The organism is Pseudomonas fluorescens (genome assembly GCF_001623525.1).
GTDB classification, from domain to species: Bacteria; Pseudomonadota; Gammaproteobacteria; order Pseudomonadales; family Pseudomonadaceae; genus Aquipseudomonas; species Aquipseudomonas fluorescens_Q.
Window position 1 is genome coordinate 6385956 of the sequence record NZ_CP015225.1, and the last position, 23535, is coordinate 6409490.

General features: G+C 59.8%; 23 protein-coding genes. 8 read left to right on the forward strand and 15 right to left on the reverse strand.

Going from position 1 to position 23535, the window contains the following annotated elements; genetic code table 11:
- Positions 1–178: 178 nt before the first annotated feature.
- The 8 genes from TK06_RS27745 to TK06_RS27780 form a co-directional block, all read right to left on the reverse strand.
- Positions 179–913 (reverse strand): amino acid ABC transporter ATP-binding protein, encoded by a 735-nt coding sequence (locus tag TK06_RS27745; protein WP_003204983.1) that lies wholly within the window; start codon positions 911–913, stop codon positions 179–181.
- The gene (locus TK06_RS27750) at positions 910–1581 is read right to left on the reverse strand and encodes an amino acid ABC transporter permease (RefSeq protein WP_063324637.1); all 672 of its coding nucleotides are present in this window, start codon (positions 1579–1581) and stop codon (positions 910–912) included. The genes TK06_RS27745 and TK06_RS27750 overlap by 4 nt, the downstream gene beginning before the upstream one ends.
- Positions 1581–2327, reverse strand: coding sequence for an amino acid ABC transporter permease (locus TK06_RS27755; protein WP_063324638.1), 747 nt, complete (start codon positions 2325–2327; stop codon positions 1581–1583). Before TK06_RS27755 ends, TK06_RS27750 begins: the two co-directional genes overlap by 1 nt.
- A gap of 190 nt (positions 2328–2517) precedes the next feature.
- On the reverse strand, positions 2518–3432 hold the full coding sequence (locus TK06_RS27760) for a glutamate/aspartate ABC transporter substrate-binding protein (RefSeq protein ID WP_063324639.1): 915 nt from the start codon (positions 3430–3432) through the stop codon (positions 2518–2520).
- 462 nt (positions 3433–3894) lie between these two features.
- Complete coding sequence (gene glpD, locus TK06_RS27765; protein ID WP_063324640.1) at positions 3895–5433, reverse strand: glycerol-3-phosphate dehydrogenase; 1539 nt, start codon at positions 5431–5433, stop codon at positions 3895–3897.
- Positions 5434–5759: 326 nt separating this feature from the next.
- A complete protein-coding gene (locus tag TK06_RS27770) occupies positions 5760–6515 on the reverse strand; it encodes a DeoR/GlpR family transcriptional regulator (RefSeq protein WP_003204973.1) in 756 nt (251 codons plus the stop codon).
- Between the two features lie 85 nt (positions 6516–6600).
- Positions 6601–8106 (reverse strand): glycerol kinase GlpK, encoded by a 1506-nt coding sequence (gene glpK / locus TK06_RS27775; protein ID WP_063324641.1) that lies wholly within the window; start codon positions 8104–8106, stop codon positions 6601–6603.
- 93 nt (positions 8107–8199) lie between these two features.
- Complete coding sequence (locus TK06_RS27780) at positions 8200–9051, reverse strand: MIP/aquaporin family protein (RefSeq protein WP_063324642.1); 852 nt, start codon at positions 9049–9051, stop codon at positions 8200–8202.
- A gap of 323 nt (positions 9052–9374) precedes the next feature.
- Between TK06_RS27780 and ybaK the strand changes: the two genes are divergently transcribed.
- Both ybaK and TK06_RS27790 read left to right on the forward strand, forming a co-directional pair.
- Positions 9375–9845 carry a Cys-tRNA(Pro) deacylase gene (gene ybaK, locus TK06_RS27785; protein WP_063324643.1) on the forward strand — a complete coding sequence of 157 codons (471 nt, stop codon included), beginning with the start codon at positions 9375–9377 and terminating at the stop codon, positions 9843–9845.
- A gap of 175 nt (positions 9846–10020) precedes the next feature.
- Positions 10021–10803, forward strand: a complete 783-nt coding sequence (locus tag TK06_RS27790) for a PhzF family phenazine biosynthesis protein (RefSeq protein WP_063324644.1) — start codon at positions 10021–10023, stop codon at positions 10801–10803.
- Between the two features lie 149 nt (positions 10804–10952).
- Here the strand turns inward: TK06_RS27790 and TK06_RS27795 are convergent, their stop codons facing one another.
- Both TK06_RS27795 and argF read right to left on the reverse strand, forming a co-directional pair.
- A complete protein-coding gene (locus TK06_RS27795) occupies positions 10953–12062 on the reverse strand; it encodes an ABC transporter ATP-binding protein (protein ID WP_063324645.1) in 1110 nt (369 codons plus the stop codon).
- Positions 12059–12979 carry an ornithine carbamoyltransferase gene (gene argF, locus TK06_RS27800; protein ID WP_063324646.1) on the reverse strand — a complete coding sequence of 307 codons (921 nt, stop codon included), beginning with the start codon at positions 12977–12979 and terminating at the stop codon, positions 12059–12061. Before argF ends, TK06_RS27795 begins: the two co-directional genes overlap by 4 nt.
- A gap of 403 nt (positions 12980–13382) precedes the next feature.
- On the opposite strand from argF, the gene TK06_RS27805 reads away from it, so the two are divergent.
- From TK06_RS27805 to grxD, 3 genes are all read left to right on the forward strand, one after another.
- On the forward strand, positions 13383–13670 hold the full coding sequence (locus TK06_RS27805; RefSeq protein ID WP_063324647.1) for a hypothetical protein: 288 nt from the start codon (positions 13383–13385) through the stop codon (positions 13668–13670).
- Between the two features lie 131 nt (positions 13671–13801).
- Positions 13802–15910, forward strand: a complete 2109-nt coding sequence (locus TK06_RS27810; RefSeq protein ID WP_063324648.1) for a molybdopterin oxidoreductase family protein — start codon at positions 13802–13804, stop codon at positions 15908–15910.
- A gap of 89 nt (positions 15911–15999) precedes the next feature.
- Entirely contained in the window at positions 16000–16341 is a 342-nt protein-coding gene (grxD, locus tag TK06_RS27815) for a Grx4 family monothiol glutaredoxin (protein ID WP_003204956.1), read from the forward strand.
- Between the two features lie 167 nt (positions 16342–16508).
- Here grxD and bfr read toward each other — a convergent pair whose 3' ends face one another.
- Together bfr and TK06_RS27825 are read right to left on the reverse strand one after the other, a co-directional pair.
- A complete protein-coding gene (gene bfr, locus TK06_RS27820; protein WP_003178701.1) occupies positions 16509–16982 on the reverse strand; it encodes a bacterioferritin in 474 nt (157 codons plus the stop codon).
- Between the two features lie 198 nt (positions 16983–17180).
- On the reverse strand, positions 17181–17399 hold the full coding sequence (locus TK06_RS27825) for a bacterioferritin-associated ferredoxin (protein ID WP_003178704.1): 219 nt from the start codon (positions 17397–17399) through the stop codon (positions 17181–17183).
- Between the two features lie 314 nt (positions 17400–17713).
- On the opposite strand from TK06_RS27825, the gene TK06_RS27830 reads away from it, so the two are divergent.
- Positions 17714–18316 carry a peroxiredoxin gene (locus TK06_RS27830; RefSeq protein ID WP_025215179.1) on the forward strand — a complete coding sequence of 201 codons (603 nt, stop codon included), beginning with the start codon at positions 17714–17716 and terminating at the stop codon, positions 18314–18316.
- A gap of 187 nt (positions 18317–18503) precedes the next feature.
- On the opposite strand, the gene rnt is transcribed toward TK06_RS27830, so the two are convergent.
- Positions 18504–19181, reverse strand: a complete 678-nt coding sequence (rnt, locus tag TK06_RS27835; protein ID WP_063324649.1) for a ribonuclease T — start codon at positions 19179–19181, stop codon at positions 18504–18506.
- Positions 19178–20224, reverse strand: a complete 1047-nt coding sequence (gene pyrC, locus TK06_RS27840; protein WP_003204946.1) for a dihydroorotase — start codon at positions 20222–20224, stop codon at positions 19178–19180. The genes rnt and pyrC overlap by 4 nt, the downstream gene beginning before the upstream one ends.
- A 190-nt stretch (positions 20225–20414) precedes the next feature.
- Between pyrC and TK06_RS27845 the strand changes: the two genes are divergently transcribed.
- Positions 20415–21392 carry a flagellar protein MotY gene (locus tag TK06_RS27845; RefSeq protein WP_063324650.1) on the forward strand — a complete coding sequence of 326 codons (978 nt, stop codon included), beginning with the start codon at positions 20415–20417 and terminating at the stop codon, positions 21390–21392.
- A gap of 129 nt (positions 21393–21521) precedes the next feature.
- The gene (locus TK06_RS27850; RefSeq protein ID WP_003204943.1) at positions 21522–22739 is read left to right on the forward strand and encodes an argininosuccinate synthase; all 1218 of its coding nucleotides are present in this window, start codon (positions 21522–21524) and stop codon (positions 22737–22739) included.
- Between the two features lie 90 nt (positions 22740–22829).
- Here the strand turns inward: TK06_RS27850 and TK06_RS33145 are convergent, their stop codons facing one another.
- The gene (locus tag TK06_RS33145; protein ID WP_063324651.1) at positions 22830–23312 is read right to left on the reverse strand and encodes a hypothetical protein; all 483 of its coding nucleotides are present in this window, start codon (positions 23310–23312) and stop codon (positions 22830–22832) included.
- Positions 23313–23535: the final 223 nt, after the last annotated feature.

Sequence of the window (23535 nt, forward strand, 5' to 3'; positions counted from 1 at the left end):
CCGCCCTTCGAACCCGGTCCGGTGGCGAGGGAGCTTGCTCCCGCTCGGCTGCGAAGCAGTCGCATAATCGGCTCATGCAGTATGCCAGGTACACCGCATTCGCCGGTTTTGGGGTCGCTGCGCGACCCAGCGGGAGCAAGCTCCCTCGCCACAGGAGCCGCTCCAAAGGACGTGGCGCTTAGTGCTGCAGGATTTTCTCGAGGAAATGCTGCGCGCGTTCGGAACGGGCGCTGATGTCGCCGAAGAACTCTTCTTTCTTGCAGTCTTCGATGATCTGGCCCTGGTCCATGAATATCACCCGGTTCGCCACTTTGCGGGCGAAGCCCATTTCGTGGGTCACGCACATCATGGTCATGCCTTCGTGGGCCAGTTGCACCATCACGTCGAGCACTTCGTTGACCATTTCCGGGTCGAGAGCCGAGGTCGGCTCGTCGAACAGCATTACCACCGGGTCCATCGCCAGGGCACGGGCAATCGCCACGCGCTGCTGCTGACCGCCGGAGAGCTGGCCCGGGTGCTTGTGGGCGTGGGCCGAGAGGCCGACCCGCTCAAGCAGTTGCAAGCCTTTCTTGGTGGCCTCTTCCTTGCTGCGGCCCAGCACCTTGATCTGCGCGATGGTCAGGTTTTCGGTGATGGTCAGGTGCGGGAACAGTTCGAAATGCTGGAACACCATGCCCACGCGCGAGCGCAGTTTCGGCAGGTTGGTCTTCGGGTCGGCGATGGACGTGCCATCGACCACGATGTCGCCTTTCTGGAACGGTTCCAGGGCGTTCACGCATTTGATCAGCGTGGATTTGCCGGAACCGGACGGCCCGCACACCACCACCACCTCACCTTTGCTGACCTCGGTGCTGCAATTGGTCAGTACCTGGAAGTCCCCATACCACTTGTTGATGTTCTTGATAGAGATCATACGGCGAACCTTTTTTGCAGACGCTTGACCAGCTGCGAGGCGGCAAAGCTGACGGTGAAGTACACGAGACCTGCGATGATCAGGAACTCATTGGAGCGGCCGATGATGTCGCCACTGGCCCGCGAAGCATTGAGGAAGTCCACCAGGCCGACCGTGTAGACCAACGAGGTGTCCTGAAACAGGATGATGCTTTGTTGCAACAGCAGCGGGGTCATCTTGCGAAACGCCTGGGGCAGGATGATCAGGCGCATGGTCTGGCCGTAATTCATCCCCAGTGCCTGGGCGGCCCCCATCTGGCCCTTGGGAATCGACTGCACGCCAGCCCGGACGATTTCGCAGAAGTACGCCGCTTCGAACATCATGAACGCCACGATGCAGGAACCGAATGCCCCGATCGGCGTATCTTCGCCGGTGATCCAGCGCAGCACGAACGGTACCGCCAGGTAGAACCAGGTGATCACCAGCAGCAGCGGGATCGAGCGGAAATAGTTGACGTAGGCGCCAGCGATATTGGAGACCAGCTTGTTATGGGACAGGCGCATCAGCGCCAGGATCGTGCCGAGGATGATCCCGCCGACCACGCCCAAGGCCATCAGCTTGAGGGTCATCACCATGCCGTTCCACAAACCGGGAATGGCCGGGATGATGCCAGTGAAGTCGAATTCCATTATTTACCCCCCACGGAGATCAGGCCGGGCACCGCGACTTTCTTCTCGACCATGCGCATGAGCAGCATCAGGCTCATGTTCAGGGTGAAATAGATCAGCGTGGCCAGGGTAAAGGCTTCGAACAGGTTGGCGGAGAACTCGGCGGTCTGCTTGGTCTGCGCGAGCAACTCCATCAGGCCGATCAGCGAGGCCACGGAGGAGTTCTTGAAGACGTTGAGGAATTCCGAGGTAAGCGGCGGAATGATGATCCGGTAGGCCTGGGGCAGCAGCACGTTCCAGTAGATCTGCGGCAGCTTGAAGCCCATGGCACGGGCGGCGGATTCCTGGCCGCGCGGCAGCGCCTGGATACCGGTACGCACCTGTTCGCAAACACGGGCGGCGGTGAACAGGCCCAGGCACACGACGACGCTCAGGTAGGCCGAGGTGGTTGGGTTCAGGTCCTGCTTGTACCACTCCTGCATATCGGCGGGCAGCAGGTCCGGCACCAGGAAGTACCAGATGAACAGCTGAACCAGCAGCGGCACATTACGGAAAAGCTCCACATAGCACGTGGCGATACCCGATACGAGCCGGTTCGGCACGGTACGCATGACGCCTAGTATCGAGCCGAGCAGCAGGGCGATGATCCAGGCTACGATGGCGATGGCGATGGTCCAGCCCAAGCCGGACACGTACCAGTCGAGATAGGTCTCGCTGCCCACGCCGGTAGACTTGAAGAACACGCCCCAGTCCCAGTTGTAATTCATTAGGGTCTCCCCTCAGATCGTTCGATGTACAAATGCCCGCCTGGGGAAACTCCGTTCCCGCCCGACTTGTAGGCCAGGCACACGCGATCGGCTCGACAGCCACCGGTTCGAGTGTTTCCAGATTTGCCAGCAGGGAGTGACCATCCCCTGAAAGGGCCGGGCCCTTTCAGGGGATAAGGTTAGTCAGAAATCAGGATTTCTTGTCGTCAGCCGCTTTATCGGTCGGCTTGGCGATCAGTGCCTTGAGTTCGTCGCTCATCGGGAAGTTCAGGTTCAGGCCTTTTGGCGGGATAGGTTGCATGAACCATTTTTCGTAGATCTTGTTGATCTCGCCCGAAGCGTAGGTGGCCTTGATGGCGTCATCGACAGCCTTTTTGAACGGCTCGTCGCCCTTGCGCATCATGCAGCCATAGATTTCGTAGGACTGTGGGGTGCCGGTCACGGCCCAGTCATCGGCTTTCTTGGCCTTGGCGGCTTCGCCAGCCAGCAGGGCGTCGTCCATCATGAACGCGACGGCACGACCCGATTCCAGCATCTGGAAGGATTCGCCATGGTCCTTGGCGGAGATGACGTTCATGCCCATCTGCTTGTCGGCGTTCATCGCCTTGAGGATGCGCTCGGACGTGGTGCCGGCGGTGGTCACGACGTTCTTGCCCTTGAGGTCATCGAAATCCTTGTACTTGGAATCTTTCTTGGAGAGCAGCTTGGTGCCGATCTCGAAAATGCCAACGGAGAAGTCAACCTGCTGCTGACGCTCGACGTTGTTGGTGGTGGAGCCGCATTCCAGGTCCACGGTGCCGTTCTGCACCAGTGGGATACGGGTTTGCGAGGTGACCAGGTTGTATTTGATCTGCAGGTTGGGCAGGTCCAAGTCTTTTTTCAGTGCTTCGACGACTTTCATCTGGATATCGTGGGAGTAGCCAACCGGTTTGCCGGAAGCGTCCGCGATGTAGGAAAACGGAATGGAAGCGTCGCGATGGCCAAGCGTGATAACGCCGGACTCTTTGATCTTTTTCAGCGTGCCGGTCAGTTCGGCTGCGAAAACCGGGGTGCTGATCAGAGCGGCAGCCATGGCTGCGCCCAGGAGATGGGGAACGATACGCATCGATGTTTCCTCGACATTGTTTTTTTTATTTCGGCCGGTTTGTCGGCCCTGAGTACTTCGAAGTGCCTGGCAGCTCCTGTTGTGTTGGCGTACAGGCATTCGTCTCCAGAAGTGTAGAGCATGACTCGTGCCAGGCCAGGGCTGTCTGTTTAACTTGTTGTTTTATATGGTAATTAATGTTTTGTTTCAGGTTTATGCGGGCTGCTTTATCCGGTTAGCCGAACTGACGGGCGGGTCATGTTCGGAAAACCGAATGGCTTGAGCCCGTCTCGATCCATTGTGGGAGCGAGCATGCTCGCGATAGCGGTGTGGCGGTCCCATACAGGGTTGAATGTGCTGGCCTCATCGCGAGCAAGCTCGCTTGTATGTTTAGACTTGAAAGGGTGGGCGGAGGTGGATGCCACATAGCAAAAAGCCCCTGAATCGCTGGATTCAGGGGCTTTGGGTTTTGCGGGATATCCGTCAGGCCGCTTCGATCTTGCGGCGGTTGTGCTCGACCTTGTCCAGGTACTGCTGCAGTTTCTCCTGCTCGACCGGGGTGGTGAACAAGCCCAGCTTGCTGCGGCGCCACAGGATGTCCTGGGCATCGACGGCCCACTCGTCGCTGCACAGGTAGTCGACTTCGCGCGTATAGAGGCCGGCGCCGATGTGCTCACCCAAGTCGCCCAGGTTGTGCACGCCTTCGAGCATGCGCCAGGTGCGGCTGCCGTAGGTCGTGGCCCAGCGGCGTGCGATGTCGGTTGGCAGCCAGTCGAACTTGTCGCGGATCGCCGAGCACAGCGCCTGCGGGGTGGTCATGTTTTCGCCGCCGGGGAGGGCCTCTACGGCGGTCCAGCCCGGACGCATTTGCGTGAAATACGGGGCCAGTTGTGCCATCGCCGATTCGGCCAACTTGCGATAGGTGGTCAGCTTGCCGCCGAACACCGACAGCAAGGGGGCTTCTTCACCGCCACCCGACAGCGCCAGGGTGTAGTCGCGGGTCACGGCCGATGGGTTGTCGGATTCGTCGTTACACAGTGGGCGTACACCGGAATAGCTGTGCAGGATATCGTCGCGGCTGATCTGCTTCTTGAAGTGGGCGTTGACCACCTTCAACAGGTAATCGGTTTCACCCTCGGTGATCGCCACTTTGGCCGGGTCACCGGTGTATTCGCGATCAGTCGTGCCGATCAGGGTGAACTGGTTAAGGTACGGAATGGTGAACACGATGCGCTGGTCTTCGTTCTGCAGAATGTGCGCATGTTCGCCTTCGTAGAGTTTCGGCACGATCAGGTGGCTGCCCTGGATCAGACGGATGCCATAGGGCGATTCCAGCTTCAGGTCATCGCGAATGAACTTGGCGACCCACGGGCCGGCGGCGTTGACCAGGGCCTTGGCGCGGATCGAAAACAGGCTGCCGTCGGCACGTTCCAGGTGCAGGTGCCACAGGCCTTTGCTGCGGCGGGCATTCACGCAGCGCGTGCGGGTGTGGATGTGCGCGCCTTTTTCCCGGGCGGCCATGGCGTTGAGTACCACCAGCCGCGCATCGTCGACCCAGCAGTCGGAATATTCGAAACCTTTGGTGATCTCGCTTTTCAATGCGCTGTCGGCACCGAACTTCAGGCTTTTGGAGCCGGCGAGCTGCTCACGCTTGCCCAGGTGATCGTAGAGGAACAGGCCGGCGCGAATCATCCAGGCCGGGCGCAGATGCGGGCGGTGAGGCAATACGAAGCGCATTTGCTTGACGATGTGCGGGGCCTTGGTCAGCAGCACTTCGCGCTCGGCCAGCGCTTCGCGCACCAGGCGGAATTCGTAATGTTCGAGGTAACGCAGGCCGCCGTGGATCAGCTTGCTGCTGGCCGACGATGTGTGGCTGGCCAGGTCGTCCTTTTCGCAAAGGAACACCGAAAGACCGCGACCGGCAGCGTCCGCGGCAATCCCCACGCCGTTGATCCCGCCACCAATGACGGCGATGTCGTAAATCTCGGCGAGAGGGGGCGTAGGCAAGGTAGAAGTGGGCATCGGCTGGCCTCGGGCTCTTTTTCGCAATATTTGAATTCGAACATAAATGTTCATTTGCGAAAATACTAGCCCATAAAGACCGCAACAGCCAGCAGACTTCGATTGAAAATACTGATCAAAGGAAGCTGAAAGGAAAATTTTCGAACACGAAGACAGCTTGAGGCAGATAGAAAGGCATCTGTGGCGAGGGGATTTATCCCCGTTGGGTTGCGAAGCAACCCTAGACTCCGGCGACTCGGTGTATCAGGCAAATTGAGTGACTGTGTTGGGGTTGCTGCGCAACCCAGCGGGGATAAATCCCCTCGCCACAGAGGACCGGAAGGGCGTCAGACCACTTCCAGGCGAATCTTGTGCTGGCTCAGCAACTGCGCCAGGGCCGGCACCGGTTGCTGGTCGGTCACCAGGCAGTCGATCAGGCTGATGGGGCCCAGGCGGACCATGGCATTGCGCCCGAACTTGCTGGAGTCCGCCGCCAGCAGCACTTGCCGGGCGTTGGCGATGATGGCTTGGGAAACCCGTACTTCCTGATAGTCGAAGTCCAGCAGGCTGCCGTCTTCATCGATCCCGCTGATGCCCACCAGGGCGAAGTCGACCTTGAACTGGTTGATGAAGTCGACGCTCGCCTGGCCCACCACGCCGCCGTCACGCCGTACGTTGCCGCCAGCGATCAGGACTTCGAAGTCGTCCTTGGCACTGAGGATCGAAGCCACGTGCAGGTTATTGGTGATGACCTTCAGATGGTTGTGATTGAGCAGCGCCCGGGCAATGGATTCGGTGGTGGTGCCGATGTTGATGAACAGCGAGGCATGATCGGGGATCTGGGCGGCGATGGCTTCGGCGATGCGTTGCTTCTCGTCGCGCATCTGATCGGCGCGCATGGCGTAGGCGGTGTTTTCCACGCTTGAATCGTAGGCGGCGCCGCCGTGGTAGCGACGCAGCAGGTTCACCTCCGCCAGTTGGTTGATATCGCGGCGAATGGTTTGCGGGGTGACGACGAATAGCTGCGCCATTTCCTCGATGCTGACATAGCCGCGTTCGCGGACCAGTTCGAGGATTTGCTGCTGGCGGGGAGGCAGATTCATGGGGCTTCCTTTGGGCTGCCGTACAAAATTTGCCCATGATGCCGCAGGAATCCACTTCCGACCAGTTTCAGAGCCTTATCAGGCTTTATTCAGCGTCTTCATGGGGTTCCCAGTCACGGGTACGACTGACCGCCTTCTGCCAGCCGGCGTAGAGTTTTTCCTTCGCCGGTTCGTCCAGTTGCGGTTCGAATTCGCGCTCGATCACCGCTTTGCCGCGCAGTTCTTCCAGGCTGCCCCAGAAGCCGCATGCCAGGCCGGCCAAATACGCAGCACCCAGGGCGGTGGTTTCACGCATTTTCGGGCGCTCGACCTGGGTGCCCAGGATGTCGGCCTGGAACTGCATCAGGAAGTTGTTCGCCACCGCGCCACCGTCGACGCGCAGGGCCTTGAGGCGTTCACCCGAATCCTGCTGCATGGCGTCGAGTACGTCGCGGGTCTGGTAGGCAATCGACTCCAGTGCTGCACGAATGATGTGGTCGACGCGTACGCCGCGGGTCAGGCCAAACAGCGCGCCACGGGCATAGGGGTCCCAATACGGTGCGCCCAGGCCGGTGAAGGCGGGCACCAGGTACACGCCGTTGCTGTCCTTGACCTTGTTGGCAAAGTATTCGGTATCCAGCGCATCGTTGATGATTTTCAGTTCGTCGCGCAGCCACTGGACCGTGGAGCCGCCATTGAAGACCGCACCTTCCAGGGCGTAGGCGACTTCGCCGCGTGGGCCGCAGGCGATGGTGGTGAGCATGCCGTGATTGGATTTGACGGCCTTGCTGCCGGTGTTCATTAGCAGGAAACAGCCGGTGCCGTAGGTGTTTTTCGCCTGGCCCGGCTCCACGCACATCTGGCCGAAAAGAGCCGCCTGCTGGTCGCCGGCGATGCCGCCGATGGCGATGCCGCTCTTGGTGCGGCCATAGATCTCCGAGGACGATTTCACTTCCGGGAGCATTTCGCGGGGGATGTCGAGGATGTCGAGCATCTTCGCGTCCCATTCCAGCGAGTGAATGTTGAAGAGCATGGTGCGCGAGGCGTTGGTGTAGTCGGTGACGTGGACCTTGCCGCCGGTGAATTTCCAGATCAGCCAGCTGTCGACGGTGCCGAACAGCAGTTCACCGTTGCGCGCACGCTCGCGGCTGCCTTCGACGTTGTCCAGAATCCACTTGAGCTTGGTGCCGGAAAAGTACGGGTCGGTGACCAGGCCGGTGGTTTGGCTGATGTATTGTTCGTGGCCATCGCGCTTGAGCTGCTGGCAGATTTCGGTACTGCGGCGGCATTGCCAGACGATGGCGTTGTAGATCGGCCGGCCGGTGGTCTTGTCCCAGACCACGGTGGTTTCACGCTGGTTGGTGATGCCGATGGCAGCCACCTGGTCATGGTGCAGGCCGGCCTGGGCGAGGGCTTCGACCATGACCGCGCTCTGGGTGGCGAAGATTTCCATCGGGTCGTGTTCGACCCAGCCGGCCTGTGGGTAATGCTGGGCGAATTCGCGCTGGGCGGTGCAGACCACGTTGGCGTCACGGTCGAAGATGATTGCCCGCGAGCTGGTCGTACCCTGGTCGAGGGCAATGATGTAGTTCTTGTTCTGTATATCGGTCATGTCGATTGCCTCGGGTCTTTCTATAAAAGGGAGACTAGATAAGGGAAGAAGCCACGGCGCAGGCTGGAATGGCAGGAGCCTGCGCCGACTGTTTCAGGATGTTCTGGGCTTGCCGTCAATGGCCGGTTCTGCATCCTTTGTAGCAGTTATGGCGCTGGGCAGGTGGCGGGCAATCAAGCCGCGATAAGCCGCAGCACCCAGGCATGCACCCACAATCGGGGCAAAAACAGGAACCAGGAAGTACGGGATGTCGCGCCCGCCCGTGAGGGAAATTTCACCCCAGCCGGTGAAGAAAGTCATCAGTTTAGGGCCGAAGTCCCGCGCCGGGTTCATCGCAAAGCCTGTCAGCGGCCCCATGGAGCTGCCGATCACCGCAATCAGCAGGCCGATCAGCAGTGGCGCCAGCGGGCCGCGAGGCAAACCATTGTTGTCATCGGTCAGGGACATGATCACTCCCATCAGGATGGCCGTGATGATCACCTCCACGAGGAAGGCTTGGCCGGTGGACAGTGCGGCGTGGGGGTAGGTGGAAAACACCGAGGCCAGTTCGAGGCTGGCTTGGGTGCCTCTAATCATGTGCCGAGACTGTTCGAAATCGAAGAATAGGTTGCTGTACAGCGTGTAGACCAGAAATGCGCCGCAGAAAGCACCGGCCACTTGGGACAGCATATAGAAAGGCAGCTTGCGCTTTTCGAAGCCGGTGAAAATGCACAGGGCAATGCTGACGGCGGGGTTGAGATGGGCGCCGGAAATGCCCGCGCTCAGATAGATCGCCATGCTGACGCCGACACCCCAGATGAGGCTGATTTCCCACAATCCGAAGCTGGCACCCGCTACCTTGAGGGCTGCGACGCAACCGGTGCCAAAAAAAATCAGTAGGGCAGTGCCCAGGAATTCAGCCAGGCATTGGCTGGGCAGGGACGGCTGTTGTAAAGCAGTTGTCATTCAAACCTCGGTTTTTTGTTGTTTTGCTGCGCCTTCGATAAAGCTCGATTGCGCGATCTCCAACGAGGCAGGATCCCCATCCTGATCTCGAGTTGCTGCTTGAGACCTGCGATATGACTTTCAGTTTCGAAAAAATATAGACAAGAAACGCTGGTGTCAAAGGTCGAAAGTGAACCGTCGGTCACATTTCAACTATTCGTGACGTGAATGACTCTTGCGCTGGCGGCGGATCACCGGCACTCACGACGCCCTCCCAAGCCTTTTCGCTGGCGATGGCTTAGAATCCGGCCACTCTTTTTTTCATTTCCTTGTCAGGAGCAGTCATGACACCCGCGTTGGATCTGCTTAAGAAAGTGCGCGCCGAACATCGCATTCACAGTTACGAACACGATCCCAAGGCCGCGTCCTACGGTTTGGAAGCGGCGGAAAAGCTCGGCCTGGATCCGGCGCAGGTGTTCAAGACGTTGTTGGCGGCCAGCGAAAAGGGTGAACTGTTGGTGGCGGTGGTGCCCGTGGCCGGAAGCCTGGATTTGAAAGGTCTGGCCCATGCCGCCGGGGTGAAAAAGGTCGAGATGGCCGACCCCGCCGCTGCGCAGCGTTCGACCGGTTATTTACTGGGTGGGATCAGCCCGCTGGGGCAGAAGAAGCGCCTGCGCACCTTTATCGACAGTTCCGCACAGCCGCTCGCCAGCATGTTTGTCAGTGCGGGAAGACGCGGCTTGGAAGTCGAGTTGGCGCCTTCGGTATTGAAGGAGCACACCGGGGCGACGTTTGCTGACATTGGGCGCGCTTGAATAACGGCTGCGCAGCCGAGCGGGAGCCAGCGCACTCGCCACAAGGGCATGAAAGGCTAAGCTTGGCGTCAGAGCTTCCATCCCCCGCTGTAGGGTGAAAATTCTACTGATCTGTCACTGGATAAGCTGTGCCGCTGCGCCGCATGCTGGCGCATCAAAAAAAAGGAGAAGTGCCATGCAGCTTGCGTTTCATCAGGTCGATGCGTTCAGTGACCGGCCGTTCGGCGGTAACCCGGCGATGGTCTATCGCCTCGACGGCTGGCTTGCTGATGACTTGATGCAGAAGATCGCCGCCGAACATAACCTGGCTGAAACCGCGTTTCTGGTGCGTGAAGGCCAGCATTGGCATATCCGCTGGTTCACGCCCACCACCGAAGTCCCGCTGTGCGGGCACGCCACGTTGGCCAGCGCTTATGTACTGTTCGAGGTCTACCACGAACCCGTAGGGCGGCTGGATTTCATCTGCAAGTCCGGGGCGTTGAGCGTCACGCGCGAAGGTGATCGGCTGTGGCTGGATTTTCCGGCCATCGTGCCCGCCGAGCTGGGGGCATCCCTGGCAGTCCAGAGTGCCTTGGGTGTCGAAGCGGTGGACGTGCTGAGCTCCAACGAACTGTTCGTGGTGCTGGAGTCGGAGCAAGCGGTGCTCGATTGCAAGCCGGACATGGCGGCCCTGGCTAAACTGCCTTGGCCGGGCGCTATCGTGACCGCGCCGGGGAGCAAGCATGATTTTGTTTCGCGCTATTTTGCCCCGGCGATTGGCATCAACGAAGACCCGGTGACCGGCTCGACCCACTGCAGCTTGATTCCCTACTGGTCCAAACGCTTGGGTAAACACGGGCTGACGGCTTATCAATGCTCGGCCCGGGGCGGGGCGTTGTTCTGCCGGTTGGAGGGTGAGCGGGTGAAGATCGGCGGGAATGCGACGTTGGTGGCCAGTGGGACGTTGATGCTGGGTTGACACCACGGTCTGTGCACTTCTGTGGCGAGGGAGCTTGCTCCCGCTGGGCTGCGAAGCAGCCCTCAAAACAGTCACCTCGGCCTACATCTACCTGATCCACCGCGTTGTCAGGTTTTAGGGCTGCTGCGCAGCCCAGCGGGTATCCGGCGTTAGCTGGCGGTGCTGTAACGCCGCACGCCGCTTTCCACCGGCGGTATATGCGCCGCCGTGCTGCCCGAGGCCTGGAACAGCACCAGGTGTTCTGCCGCTACCCGGATGCCGACCCGGTCACCGACCTGATGGTCGGCGTGGCTTGGGAAGATCGACTCCAGTTGTGCGCCCGTCGGCAGTTGCAGGCGATACAAGGTCGAGGCGCCCAGAAACGTCTTGCCGACTATGCTGGCGGTGAGCGGGCTGTCCGGTGCGTAGACGATATCGTCCGGGCGCAGCAGCACGTCCACCGCGCCGCCGATGGGCCAGGTGTAGGCTCGGTTACCGCGCAGGGTGCCCAACTCGGTTTGCACCGATTCAGGGCTGTCCAGTTGGCCGCGAATGAAGTAGCCCTGGCCAATGAAACTGGCGACGAATGGCGTCAGCGGTTCGTGATACAGGTTGTAGGGCGTGTCCCACTGTTCCAGTCGACCTTCCTTGAATACCCCAACATGATCACTCACGGCGAAGGCTTCTTCCTGATCGTGTGTGACCAGGATCGCGCTGGTGCCGCGGGCCTTGAGGATATCCCGCACTTCATGGCTGAGCTTGCGTCGCAACTCGCCATCGAGGTTGGAGAACGGCTCATCGAGCAACAGCAGTTGTGGTTCTGGTGCCAGCGCGCGGGCCAGGGCCACGCGTTGTTGCTGGCCGCCGGACAACTCATGGGGAAAGCGTTTGCCCAGGTTCTTCAGGTTGACCAGTTCCAGCAGCTCTTCAACGACGCGATCCTTGTCCGGATGCTTGCGAATGCCAAAGGCGATGTTCTCGGCCACGCTCAGGTGGGGGAACAGGGCATAGTCTTGGAACACCATGCCGATACGGCGTTTTTCCGGGGCGAGGGTGAAACCGGCGCGGGAAATGGTTTCCCCGGCCAGTTGGATTTCACCCTCGTGCACAGGTTCGAAGCCGGCTATGGCACGCAACGTGGTGGTCTTGCCGCACCCGGACGAACCGAGCAGGCAACCGATATCGCCGGCATTGAGGTGCAGGTTGAGGTTCTGCACGACCCGCTGGTTTTGGTAACCGCAGGCCAGGTCATGCAAATTCAGCAGCAGCGAATGGCTCATGCGTGGTGATACGCCGGCTCGACAAGGAACTCGAGCAGTGCCTTTTGCGCGTGAAGTCGATTTTCTGCCTGGTCCCAGGCCACCGAGCGCGGATCGTCCAGCAAATCGAAGCTGATCTCCTCGCCACGGTGGGCCGGCAGGCAGTGCATGAACAGCACGTCGGCATCCGCCAGGTCGAGCAAGGCCCGGTTGACCTGCAGCGGCGCGAACAGCTCGAGGCGCTTGGCGGTTTCTTCTTCCTGGCCCATGGAGGTCCAGACGTCGGTGCTCACCAGATGCGCACCGGCCACGGCCTGTTTCGGATCACGCACGATGGTCACCCGCTCGCCGGCCTTGGCGAGCAGTTCGGCATTGGGGTCATAACCTTCAGGGCAGGCAATGCGCAGTTGGAAGTCGAATTGCAGCGCCGCTTCTATATAGCTGTTGCACATGTTGTTGCCGTCGCCGATCCAGGCCACGGTCTTGCCCTGGATCGAGCCGCGATGTTCGAGGAAGGTCTGCATGTCGGCCAGCAACTGGCAGGGGTGCAGGTCATCGGACAGGCCGTTGATGACGGGTACGCGGGAATGGGCTGCGAACTCGGTCAGGGTGCTGTGGGCAAAGGTACGGATCATCACCGCGTCCAGCATGCCCGACATGACGATGGCGCAATCGCTGATGGGTTCGCCACGGCCCAGTTGAGTGTCGCGGGGCGACAGGAAGATCGCCTGGCCGCCCAGCTGGATCATGCCAGCTTCGAAAGAGATGCGGGTGCGGGTCGATGACTTCTCGAAGATCATCCCCAGCACGCGGTTTTTCAAGGGCTCGAACAGTACGCCGCGGTTACGCAGGTCCTTGAGCTCCACGCCTCGACGGATTACGCCGAGCAACTCATCGGGCGTGAAATCCATCAGGGAGAGAAAGTGCCTTGCGCTCATGATTGACTACCTTTTTGTAACTGACCGCAGATGCTCAAAGCCTTGTTTATTCAAAAAACGGGCGAGACCTGCGGCAAAAGCCGCACGGGGCGACGAAATAGGGGAAGGCGCGATCTTATAATTAAATGTCGCGTCTTACCAATAGGGCTACGGTTTTTGGGGATTTCAGCGAGGCCATCACGCGAATGCGATGGCATATTTGTGGCCGGTTTCCTGACAGCAGCGACCCATTTGTACACTGGCGTTGCTTGGATTGGCAATCGAGCGCGGCGGGCGTGCCATGGATGAACGTCGTTTTGCGCCGTGGCATCCCAGCCTTTCGCCTGTCTGCGGGTGGCTGTGAAACATTTCCTAATGCAAAGGCCTGGGTTATAAATGAGCCTCAGCGGCACAGGAGCCCGAAATGGATTCGAAAGAGCAACAATTGATGGAATTGCTGGGGCTGACTGCACGCTCGCTGACGCACCTGACGGCTTCGGTGACTTCCATGTCATTCGAATTGCTGCGCAGCGATGACGAGGTGACCAAGGCAGCGGGCCGTCGGATGATCGACCGCATGGCCACTATCAGCAGCGGCCTCGACGAGCATTGGCGGCTGATTGGCGAGCTCACGGGGATGCCCATTACCCAGGAGCAGGTGGAAACCGTCGAAGAAATCCAGATGCTGGCACCGCCTTCCGATCAGCCTTGATGCCCTCTCATCGGTGGGCCTGATGCCCGGCAATTCACAGGACGAACGTCGCTGGCGCTGCCGGGAATCACGCGCCATAGTTTTGTTCCCGCGGCCGAAAGCGCCCGCCACGAATAAAACAGAGACTGGCCATGACCAAGACTCTCCACCACCGTGCGTGCCACCTGTGTGAAGCCATCTGCGGCTTGACCCTCGAAACCACCGAAACCGACGGCCAGGGCCTGGCAATCACCTCGATCAAGGGCGATGCGCTGGACACCTTCAGCCGCGGTCACATCTGCCCCAAGGCGGTGGCCCTGCAAGATATCCAGAACGACCCGGACCGGCTGCGCCAGCCCATGCAGCGCGTTGGCAATGAATGGCAACCCATTGCCTGGGACGACGCCTTCGCGTTGGTGGCCGAGCGTCTGGCGGATATCCAGGCGCGCCACGGCCAGAACGCGGTGGCGGTCTACCAGGGCAACCCCAGCGTGCATAACTATGGGCTGATGACCCACAGCAACTATTTCCTGGGCCTGTTGAAAACCCGCAGCCGTTTCTCGGCGACTTCGGTGGACCAACTGCCCCATCACCTGACCAGCTACTTGATGTATGGCCACGGCCTGCTGCTGCCCATTCCGGACATCGACCACACCGACTTCATGCTGATCCTGGGCGGCAACCCGCTGGCTTCCAACGGCAGCATCATGACCGTGCCGGACGTGGAGAAGCGCCTCAAGGCGATCCAGGCCCGTGGCGGCAAGGTGGTGGTGGTCGATCCGCGCCGCAGCGAAACGGCGGCCATTGCCAACCAGCATGTCTTTGTACGCCCTGGCGGTGATGCTGCGCTGCTGTCTGGTTTGCTCAACACATTGTTCAGCGAAGGCCTGACCCGTGACAGCCACCTGCCGGTGGACGGCCTGGACGAGGTGCGCGAGGCCGTTGCCACGTTCACGGCTGAAGCCATGAGCCCGCTCTGTGCGGTGCCAGCAGCGCAGATCCGGCAATTGGCCCGGGACTTCGCCGCCGCGCCGTCAGCGGTGTGCTACGGGCGGATGGGGGTCTCGACCCAGGCGTTTGGCACGCTGTGCCATTGGCTGATCCAGGTGATCAACCTGGTGACCGGCAATCTGGATCGGGTGGGCGGGGCGCTGTGCACCGAGCCGGCGGTGGACTTGGTGGCGACCACTTCGGGCGGGCATTTCAACCGTTGGCAGAGCCGGGTGTCCGGGCGTCCCGAGTATTCCGGGGAGTTGCCAGTGTCGGCCCTGGCCGAGGAGATGCTCACCGAGGGCGAAGGCCAGATTCGTGCGCTGGTCACCGTGGCCGGCAACCCGGTGCTGTCCACACCCAACGGGCGGCAGTTGGAGCAGGCCCTGGACGGGCTGGAGTTCATGGTCAGTGTCGATCTGTACATCAACGAAACCACGCGTTACGCCGACCTGATCCTGCCCTCGACCTCGGCCCTGGAAAACGATCATTACGACACCACGTTCAACCTGTTCGCGGTGCGCAACGTGACCCGTTTCAACCGGGCGATCCTGCCCAAGCCCGAGGGTGCGCTGCACGATTGGGAAATTTTCGTCGGCCTGGCCAAGGCTTTTGCCGCCCGAACCGGCAAGGAACTCAAGCCGACCATGCCGCCGGCGCAGATGATCGATTTCGGCCTGCGCAGCGGAGCGTATGGCGATGCCTCGCCGCATAAGCTGTCCCTGGCGACCCTGTTCGATCATCCCCATGGCATCGACCTCGGTGCGCTCAAGCCCAACCTGGCTGCGCGCCTGAAAACCGAAAACCAACGTGTGCAGGCTGCGCCAGCCGTGATACTTGTCGATCTCGAGCGCTTCGCTGGGTTGCAGGCGCCAAAACCGGACGAATTGCTGATGATTGGCCGCCGCCATGTGCGCAGCAATAACTCCTGGATGCATAATTTTCATCGACTGGTGAAGGGCAAGCCGCGCCACCAATTGTTGATGCACCCGGATGACCTCGCCAGTCGCGGCCTTGTCGACGGGCAACGGGTGACCGTCAGTTCGCGGGTGGGCGTCATCGAAGTCGAGGTGCTGGGCTGCCTGGACATGATGAAAGGCGTGGTCAGCCTGCCCCACGGCTGGGGGCATGCCCGGCCGGGCGTGCAGATGACCATTGCCAGCGGACAACCGGGCTCCAGCGCCAACGACCTGACCGATGATTGTCAGCTCGATGAGTTGTCTGGCAATGCGGCGCTTAACGGCGTACCGGTGAAGGTGGCAGCTGCGTAAAATTGTCTCTGGAGCAGGTTCGGCTTTCCGTTACAATGCGTCACCGTGTCGACAACTTAAGTCGCAAAAGTTTTAAGCCGAGGTGCTCCATGGATATCATCGAAACGATTAAAGACCAGATTGCCAACAACACCATCCTGCTTTACATGAAAGGCTCGCCGAACGCGCCACAGTGCGGTTTCTCGGCAAAGGCTGCTCAGGCTGTGATGGCGTGTGGCGAGAAGTTTGCCTACGTGGACATCCTGCAGAACCCGGAAATCCGCGCCAACCTGCCCAAGTACGCCAACTGGCCAACCTTCCCACAGCTGTGGGTGGGTGGTGAACTGATCGGCGGTAGCGACATCATGACCGAGATGGCCGCCGACGGCTCTCTGCAGGCCACGATCAAGGAAGCGGTAGAAAAAGCGGCGGCGAACAAGACCGAAGCCTGATTCATGGATGTATGTTCACCGCATCCGTCGTGGTGAACGGGAAACCTTGTGGGAGCGAGCAAGCTCGCTCCCACAGTGGTTTTCGGTGTGGCCTGGAATTCAGGTAATAAAAAGCCCCGCCTCTCGAAAGAGGGCGGGGCTTTTTAGTGGCTGGCTTTCGGGGAAGCTTACTCTTCACCCATCTGCGATTGCAGATAGTTCTCAAGACCGACTTTGTCGATCAAGCCCAATTGGGTTTCCAGCCAGTCGATGTGCTCTTCCTCGGATTCGAGAATGTCTTCCAGCAGTTCGCGGCTACCGAAGTCGCCAACGCTTTCGCAATGGGCGATAGCGGCTTTCAGGTCGGCGTGGCCGGTGCGCTCGATACGCAGGTCGCACTCGAGCATCTCGCGGGTATGTTCGCCGATGTGCAGCTTGCCCAGGTCCTGGACGTTCGGCAGGCCTTCGAGGAACAGGATGCGCTTGATCAGCTTGTCCGCGTGCTTCATCTCGTCGATGGATTCGTGGTACTCGTGCTTGCCCAGCTTGTTCAGGCCCCAATCCTCGTACATGCGCGCATGCAGGAAGTATTGGTTGATCGCGACCAGCTCATTGGCAAGGATCTTGTTGAGATGCTGGATGACTGTAATGTCGCCTTTCATGATGAGGCCTGCCCTGTAATAGCTGTGTATAAGGCAGAGTTTGAGCCGCGTATTTACGAGTGTCAAACCTAAGTTATTGAATAATAAATGAAAATTAATCGGAATAAGAATGTTTGTGTTCCGCGTCTGGAGGCTAAGCGCTTGATTTACAGGCATAAAAAAACCGGACATTGAGTCCGGTTCTTCAAAAAGCTGGTTTCAAGCGGCAGTAAATTCTACCGGATAGGGAATCGAGGCTTGGGCCGTTTGCACTTTGGCGAGGGTTTCACGAACCACTTCCTTGGCCAGGCAGGCACATTTGCCGCATTGGCTGGCTACGCCGGTGGCCTGGCGGACTTCGCGATAGCTGCAGCAACCTTCGTAGATCGCTTCGCGGATTTGCCCGTCGGTGACGCCAGTGCAGAGGCATACATACATAAGTGAGAACCGTCGCTGGTTGTGACTCAATTGGGACGGATCTTAATGTTAACGAGAATGATTGTCAAAGTGGTTTCTCAAGGTCTTGCGCCAGAGCGTTGCCAGGCTGACGAACGGTTTGTTCAGGACGACTGATGCGGCATGCAACCGGACGGCGATTTTTTCGATGTCGCCGAAAAACCGTTGAAGACAGCCCAAATGCGCGGTGTATGATGATCGGCCCTTGCAAGCGGGTTCGTGTCACAGGGCTGTCGCCTGAGGGTGGCAGGCTGGCCCGGACCTTGTTTTCACGCTATTACATCAGGAGATATCCAATGAGCGTACTCGTAGGCAAACAAGCCCCAGACTTCACCGTTCCAGCCGTCCTCGGCAACGGCGAAATCGTCGACAGCTTCACCCTGTCCTCGGCCATCAAAGGCAAATACGGCCTGGTGTTCTTCTATCCACTGGACTTCACCTTCGTCTGCCCGTCCGAGCTGATCGCACTGGATCACCGCATGGATGATTTCAAGGCGCGCAACGTCGAAGTGGTCGCTGTTTCGATCGACTCGCACTTCACCCACAACGCCTGGCGCAACACCCCGATCAACAATGGCGGTATCGGTCAGGTGAAATACACCATGGCTGCCGACATGAAGCACGAAATCGCCAAGGCCTATGACGTTGAGTCCGAAGGCGGCGTGGCCTTCCGTGGCGCGTTCCTGATCGACGACAAAGGTGTTGTCCGTTCGCAGATCATCAACGACCTGCCACTGGGCCGTAACATGGAAGAACTGATCCGTCTGGTCGACGCGCTGCAATTCCACGAAGAGCACGGCGAAGTCTGCCCGGCCAACTGGAAAAAAGGCGACAAGGGCATGGACGCATCGCCTGAAGGTGTGGCCGCTTACCTGACCGAGCACGGCGGCAAGCTGTAAGCGCGCAAGGCATAAAAAAACCGGCCCTCGACAGGCCGGTTTTTTTATGGGGGTTCTAAAGCAGAACCCAGACCCCGTGGCGAGGGAGCTTGCTCCCGCTGGGTGGCGCAGCCGCCCCAAGATCTTGTGAGCGCTGCGCACTCAAGCGGGAGCAAGCTCCCTCGCCACACAAAGAGCCAGGCCGATGTCAGTCGTCGAAATCCTGCCAGCCACCCATCTGCTTCCACCGATTGACGATGCCGCAGAACAGCTCGGCGGTCTTCTCGGTGTCGTAGCGGGCCGAGTGGGCTTCACGGCCATCGAAATCGATGTCGGCCGCCTGGCACGCCTTGGCCAGGACGGTCTGGCCGTACGCCAGGCCAGCCAGGGTCGCGGTGTCGAAGCTGGAGAACGGGTGGAACGGGTTGCGCTTCATGTCCAGGCGCGCGACGGCGGCGTTGAGGAAGCCCAGGTCGAAGCTGCTGTTGTGGCCGACCAGGATCGCTCGCTTGCAACCATTGGCCTTGAGCGCCTTGCGCACGCCACGGAAGATGTCGGTCAGGGCCGTTTCTTCGCTGACAGCCATGCGCAACGGGTGATCGAGCTTGATCCCGGTGAACTCCAGGGCCGCCGCTTCGACGTTGGCGCCTTCGAACGGTTCGACACGGAAGAAGTAGGTGTGGTCAGGGAACACGAAGCCTTTTTCGTCCATGCCAATGGTGGTCGCGGCGATTTCGAGCAAAGCGTCGGTGGCGGAGTTGAAACCGCCGGTTTCTACGTCGACGACGACCGGCAGGTAGCCACGGAACCGAGCTGCCATGGGGTGACGGGCGCCGCCCGAACCACCGTTGCCGTCCAGTTCGTCGTCGAAATGATCTTCACTCACGCGTTTTCCTCCAGCAGGCGCCAGCGCAGTTTTTCACCGGCGCGCAGCGGGATGACAGCCAGATCGCCGAAAGGCAGGCTGGCGGGGGCGGTCCACTCATCGCGAACCAGGGTAATACGATCAGTGTTCACCGGCAGGCCATAGAAACGTGGGCCATGCAGGCTGGCGAAGCCTTCGAGCTTGTCCAGCGCGTTGCGCTGTTCGAAGGCTTCGGCGTACATCTCGATGGCGGCATAGGCGGTGTAGCAACCGGCGCAACCGCAGGCCGCTTCCTTGGCATGCTGGGCGTGGGGTGCCGAGTCGGTGCCGAGGAAAAACTTGGCGCTGCCGCTGGTGGCGGCGTCCAGCAAGGCTTCCTGGTGGGTATTGCGCTTGAGGATCGGCAGGCAATAGAAGTGCGGCCGGATCCCGCCCACCAGCATGTGGTTGCGGTTGTACAGCAGGTGATGGGCGGTAATGGTCGCGCCGACGTTGGCCGGGGCCTCGTTGACGAACTGCACGGCATCGCCGGTGGTGATGTGTTCGAACACCACCTTGAGGGTCGGGAAGCGCTCCACGACGCGGCGCATGTGCTCGTCGATGAAGATTTTCTCGCGGTCGAACACGTCGACGTCGCCCCGGGTGACTTCACCATGGATCAACAACGGCATGCCGACTTCGGCCATGGCCTCCAGCGCCGGGAAGATCTTGTCGATGCTGGTGACGCCGGAATCGGAGTTGGTGGTCGCGCCGGCCGGGTACAGCTTGGCGGCATGGACGAAGCCGCTGGCCTTGGCCTCGCGGATTTCTTCGGGCTGGGTGCGGTCGGTGAGGTAAAGCACCATCAACGGTTCGAAGCGGCTGCCAGCCGGGCGTGCGGCGAGGATGCGCTGGCGATAGCCGTCGGCTTCGGCGGCGTTGCGCACTGGCGGAACCAGGTTAGGCATGATGATTGCGCGCCCGAAGGTGCGCGCGACATCGGCGACGGTATGGGTCAACACAGCACCATCGCGAAGATGAATATGCCAGTCGTCGGGACGCAGCAGGGTCAGGCGGTCGGACATTGGGGGGCTTCCAGGCGGGTCAAACTGTGGGAATGCTACCGGAAAAGACCGATTCAGGCACCCGCTATCAAGTTCTGGCGCAACTTACCGATAGCTCCTACAGGTGTGCCACGAATCCGTTCAGTGCCCCGGACAGGCGTCATGCCCTCGGCATGCGTCGATCTTTGTATAAAAGTCAGTGGAGCCTCCCGTGCGCCAGCGTTATCTAGCCTTGCTCAGTGTGTTTGCCAGCCTTCCTGCCATGGCGCTCACTTTCCAGACCCGTCTGGAGAGCATTGAGTGGACGGTCGAAGGCGACAAGTTCGAGTGCCGGCTGAGCCAGCCGATCACTGATTTTGGCAGTGGCGAATTCGTGCGCCGGGCGGGTGAGCAGGCCACCTTCAGGCTCAAGGCCTATAATCCGATGCTCGGCGGCGGTTCCGCGACCTTGTTGGCGGCGGCCGCGCCATGGCAACCGGGGCGAGGCGATATCAACCTGGGCTCGGTCAGCATTGGCAGTGGCGATGTGTTGTTCAACAGCTCCCAGGTCCAGGCTGGTCGCTTGATCAGCGGCCTGATGGACGGTCGCAGCCCTGTGGTACGGCGCAATACCGAGGACGGTCGAGTGTCGGAAGTCCGGTTGCTGCCGGTGCGTTTCAACAAAGCCTTCAGCGACTATCAGAGCTGCGTGGCCAAGTTGCTGCCGAAGAATTTCGAACAGGTGAAGCAGACCCAGATCGGCTTCCCTGGCGAGGAAGTCGAGCTCGATGCGCGGGCCAAGGCCCAGTTGCAGGTGATGCTCGACTTCATCAAGGCCGACCCGAGCGTCAATCATGTCGAACTCGATGGTCACTCCGACAACAGTGGCAATCGCCTGACCAACCGTGAACTGTCGCGCCGTCGGGCCCTGGCGGTCCAGGATTTCTTCAAGGCCAATGGCTTCCAGGAATCGCAGATCACCCTGCGTTTCCACGGCGAGCGTTATCCCCTGGTGCCCAATACCAACGCCGCCAACCGGGCCAAGAATCGTCGCGTGGTCGTGCGCCTGGAGCGTGTGGCGCCGACCGAAGCACCGGCCCCGCAGCCGACAACCCCGGCGCCAGCCCCAGCAGCAGCCCCCGCCAAGGTTCCGGCACCGGCTGCGGCACCGGCCAAGGTTCCCGCTGCCGCCACTGCACGCACGTCCTGATCCCAAGGGCGGCCGTCGCTCAATCGACATAATCTGTCGCTTCGTCGTCATAAGCTGTCGCGCCTCTGTAAATTATCCGCATTGGACGTTAGACTTCCCGGCTTTCCGTACAACCCGTGGAGTGATGGCATGGCGGACGTAAACAAGGTCGTTCTGGCGTATTCCGGCGGCCTGGACACTTCGGTGATCCTCAAGTGGCTGCAGGACACTTATAACTGCGAGGTGGTGACCTTCACCGCTGACCTGGGGCAGGGCGAAGAAGTCGAGCCTGCACGCGCCAAGGCCCAGGCCATGGGCGTCAAAGAGATCTACATCGATGACCTGCGCGAAGAATTCGTCCGCGACTTCGTGTTCCCGATGTTCCGCGCCAACACCGTTTACGAAGGCGAGTACCTGCTGGGTACCTCCATCGCCCGTCCGCTGATCGCCAAGCGCCTGATCGAAATCGCCAACGAAACCGGCGCCGATGCCATTTCCCATGGCGCCACCGGCAAAGGCAACGACCAGGTGCGTTTCGAGCTGGGTGCCTATGCCCTCAAGCCGGGCGTGAAAGTCATTGCCCCGTGGCGTGAATGGGACTTGCTGTCCCGTGAAAAACTGATGGACTACGCCGAGAAGCACGCGATTCCGATCGAGCGCCACGGCAAGAAGAAATCCCCGTACTCGATGGATGCCAACCTGCTGCACATCTCCTATGAAGGCGGCGTGCTGGAAGACACCTGGACCGAGCACGAAGAAGACATGTGGCGCTGGACCGTCTCCCCGGAGAAGGCTCCTGATACTCCGCAATACCTGGAACTGACCTATCGCAACGGCGATATCGTCGCGCTGGACGGCGTTGAGATGAGCCCGGCCACCGTGCTGGCAACCCTGAACCGCATCGGTGGCGAACACGGCATCGGTCGTCTGGACATCGTCGAAAACCGCTATGTGGGCATGAAGTCCCGCGGTTGCTACGAGACCCCGGGCGGCACCATCATGCTGCGCGCCCACCGGGCGATCGAGTCGATCACCCTGGACCGCGAAGTGGCTCACCTCAAGGATGAGCTGATGCCCAAGTACGCCAGCCTGATCTACACCGGCTACTGGTGGAGCCCAGAGCGCCTGATGCTGCAACAGATGATCGACGCCTCCCAGGCTCACGTGAATGGCGTGGTACGCCTGAAGCTGTACAAGGGCAACGTGATCGTCACCGGGCGCAAGTCCGACGAGTCGTTGTTCGATGCCAACATCGCGACTTTCGAAGAAGACGGCGGTGCCTACAACCAGGCTGACGCGGCCGGCTTCATCAAGCTCAACGCCCTGCGCATGCGCATCGCGGCGAACAAGGGTCGCAAGTTGTTCTGACCCTGGTGATCTGAAAACGGCCTGCCATGAGCAGGCCGTTTTTTTACCCTTTTTTTGTGTGGCTTTTGTTGCGGCGCTGCCCCGGCTCGCTCATTCATCCTGCCCGCGCGTTGCCAGGTCTGCGCTGCTGTAGATGACGTACACGACGATGCTGGTTTGCTTCAAATGTCTTGATCGACAAGTCTCGATCGGGCGTTTCGATTGGCTGCATACGATACAAAGGGTATCTGGTCCGCGCCTGCGTCGATGAAGACGTATCACCAGCAGTTCCTTGACGTCGTCGGCCCGACGTAGCTGTCGTTTGCGTCGACAGGGCGAATCATCCATGGTCTTTATGAAGTGTTTGCTCTTGCGGAAATCCGAAGGTGAATACAACGAACGATAATTGAAGTTGAGCGTTATGAAAAAAAGCAGCAATAGATAAAAAGGAAAGCTGATCAGGAACCACAGATAATACTCACGATCCTGGTCATCCAGAAAGGGCAGGGAAATCGCCGCGGAAGTTTCGGATAAAGTGGCAAATATGGCGATGAGGGTCATGGGGTTGGTTATGGTCTTCAAAGGTTTGTTCATGGTTAATGCTCATGGAGTACTTGTGCTCGGTATGTGGGTTGGAAAGTGGTTGTCCATGCCGAATGAAATATAGGCATGGTCGCAATGGCTGCCGATGCTGGATGTCAGGCGCCTGAATATGTTTTATATAGGATTCCCCTTCCTTAAGTGAGTGGAAGGTAGTTTTAACAGTAAATAATTCAGTTACTTTCTATGAGTGAAGAACTTTCCAGTGGGCTGTCCA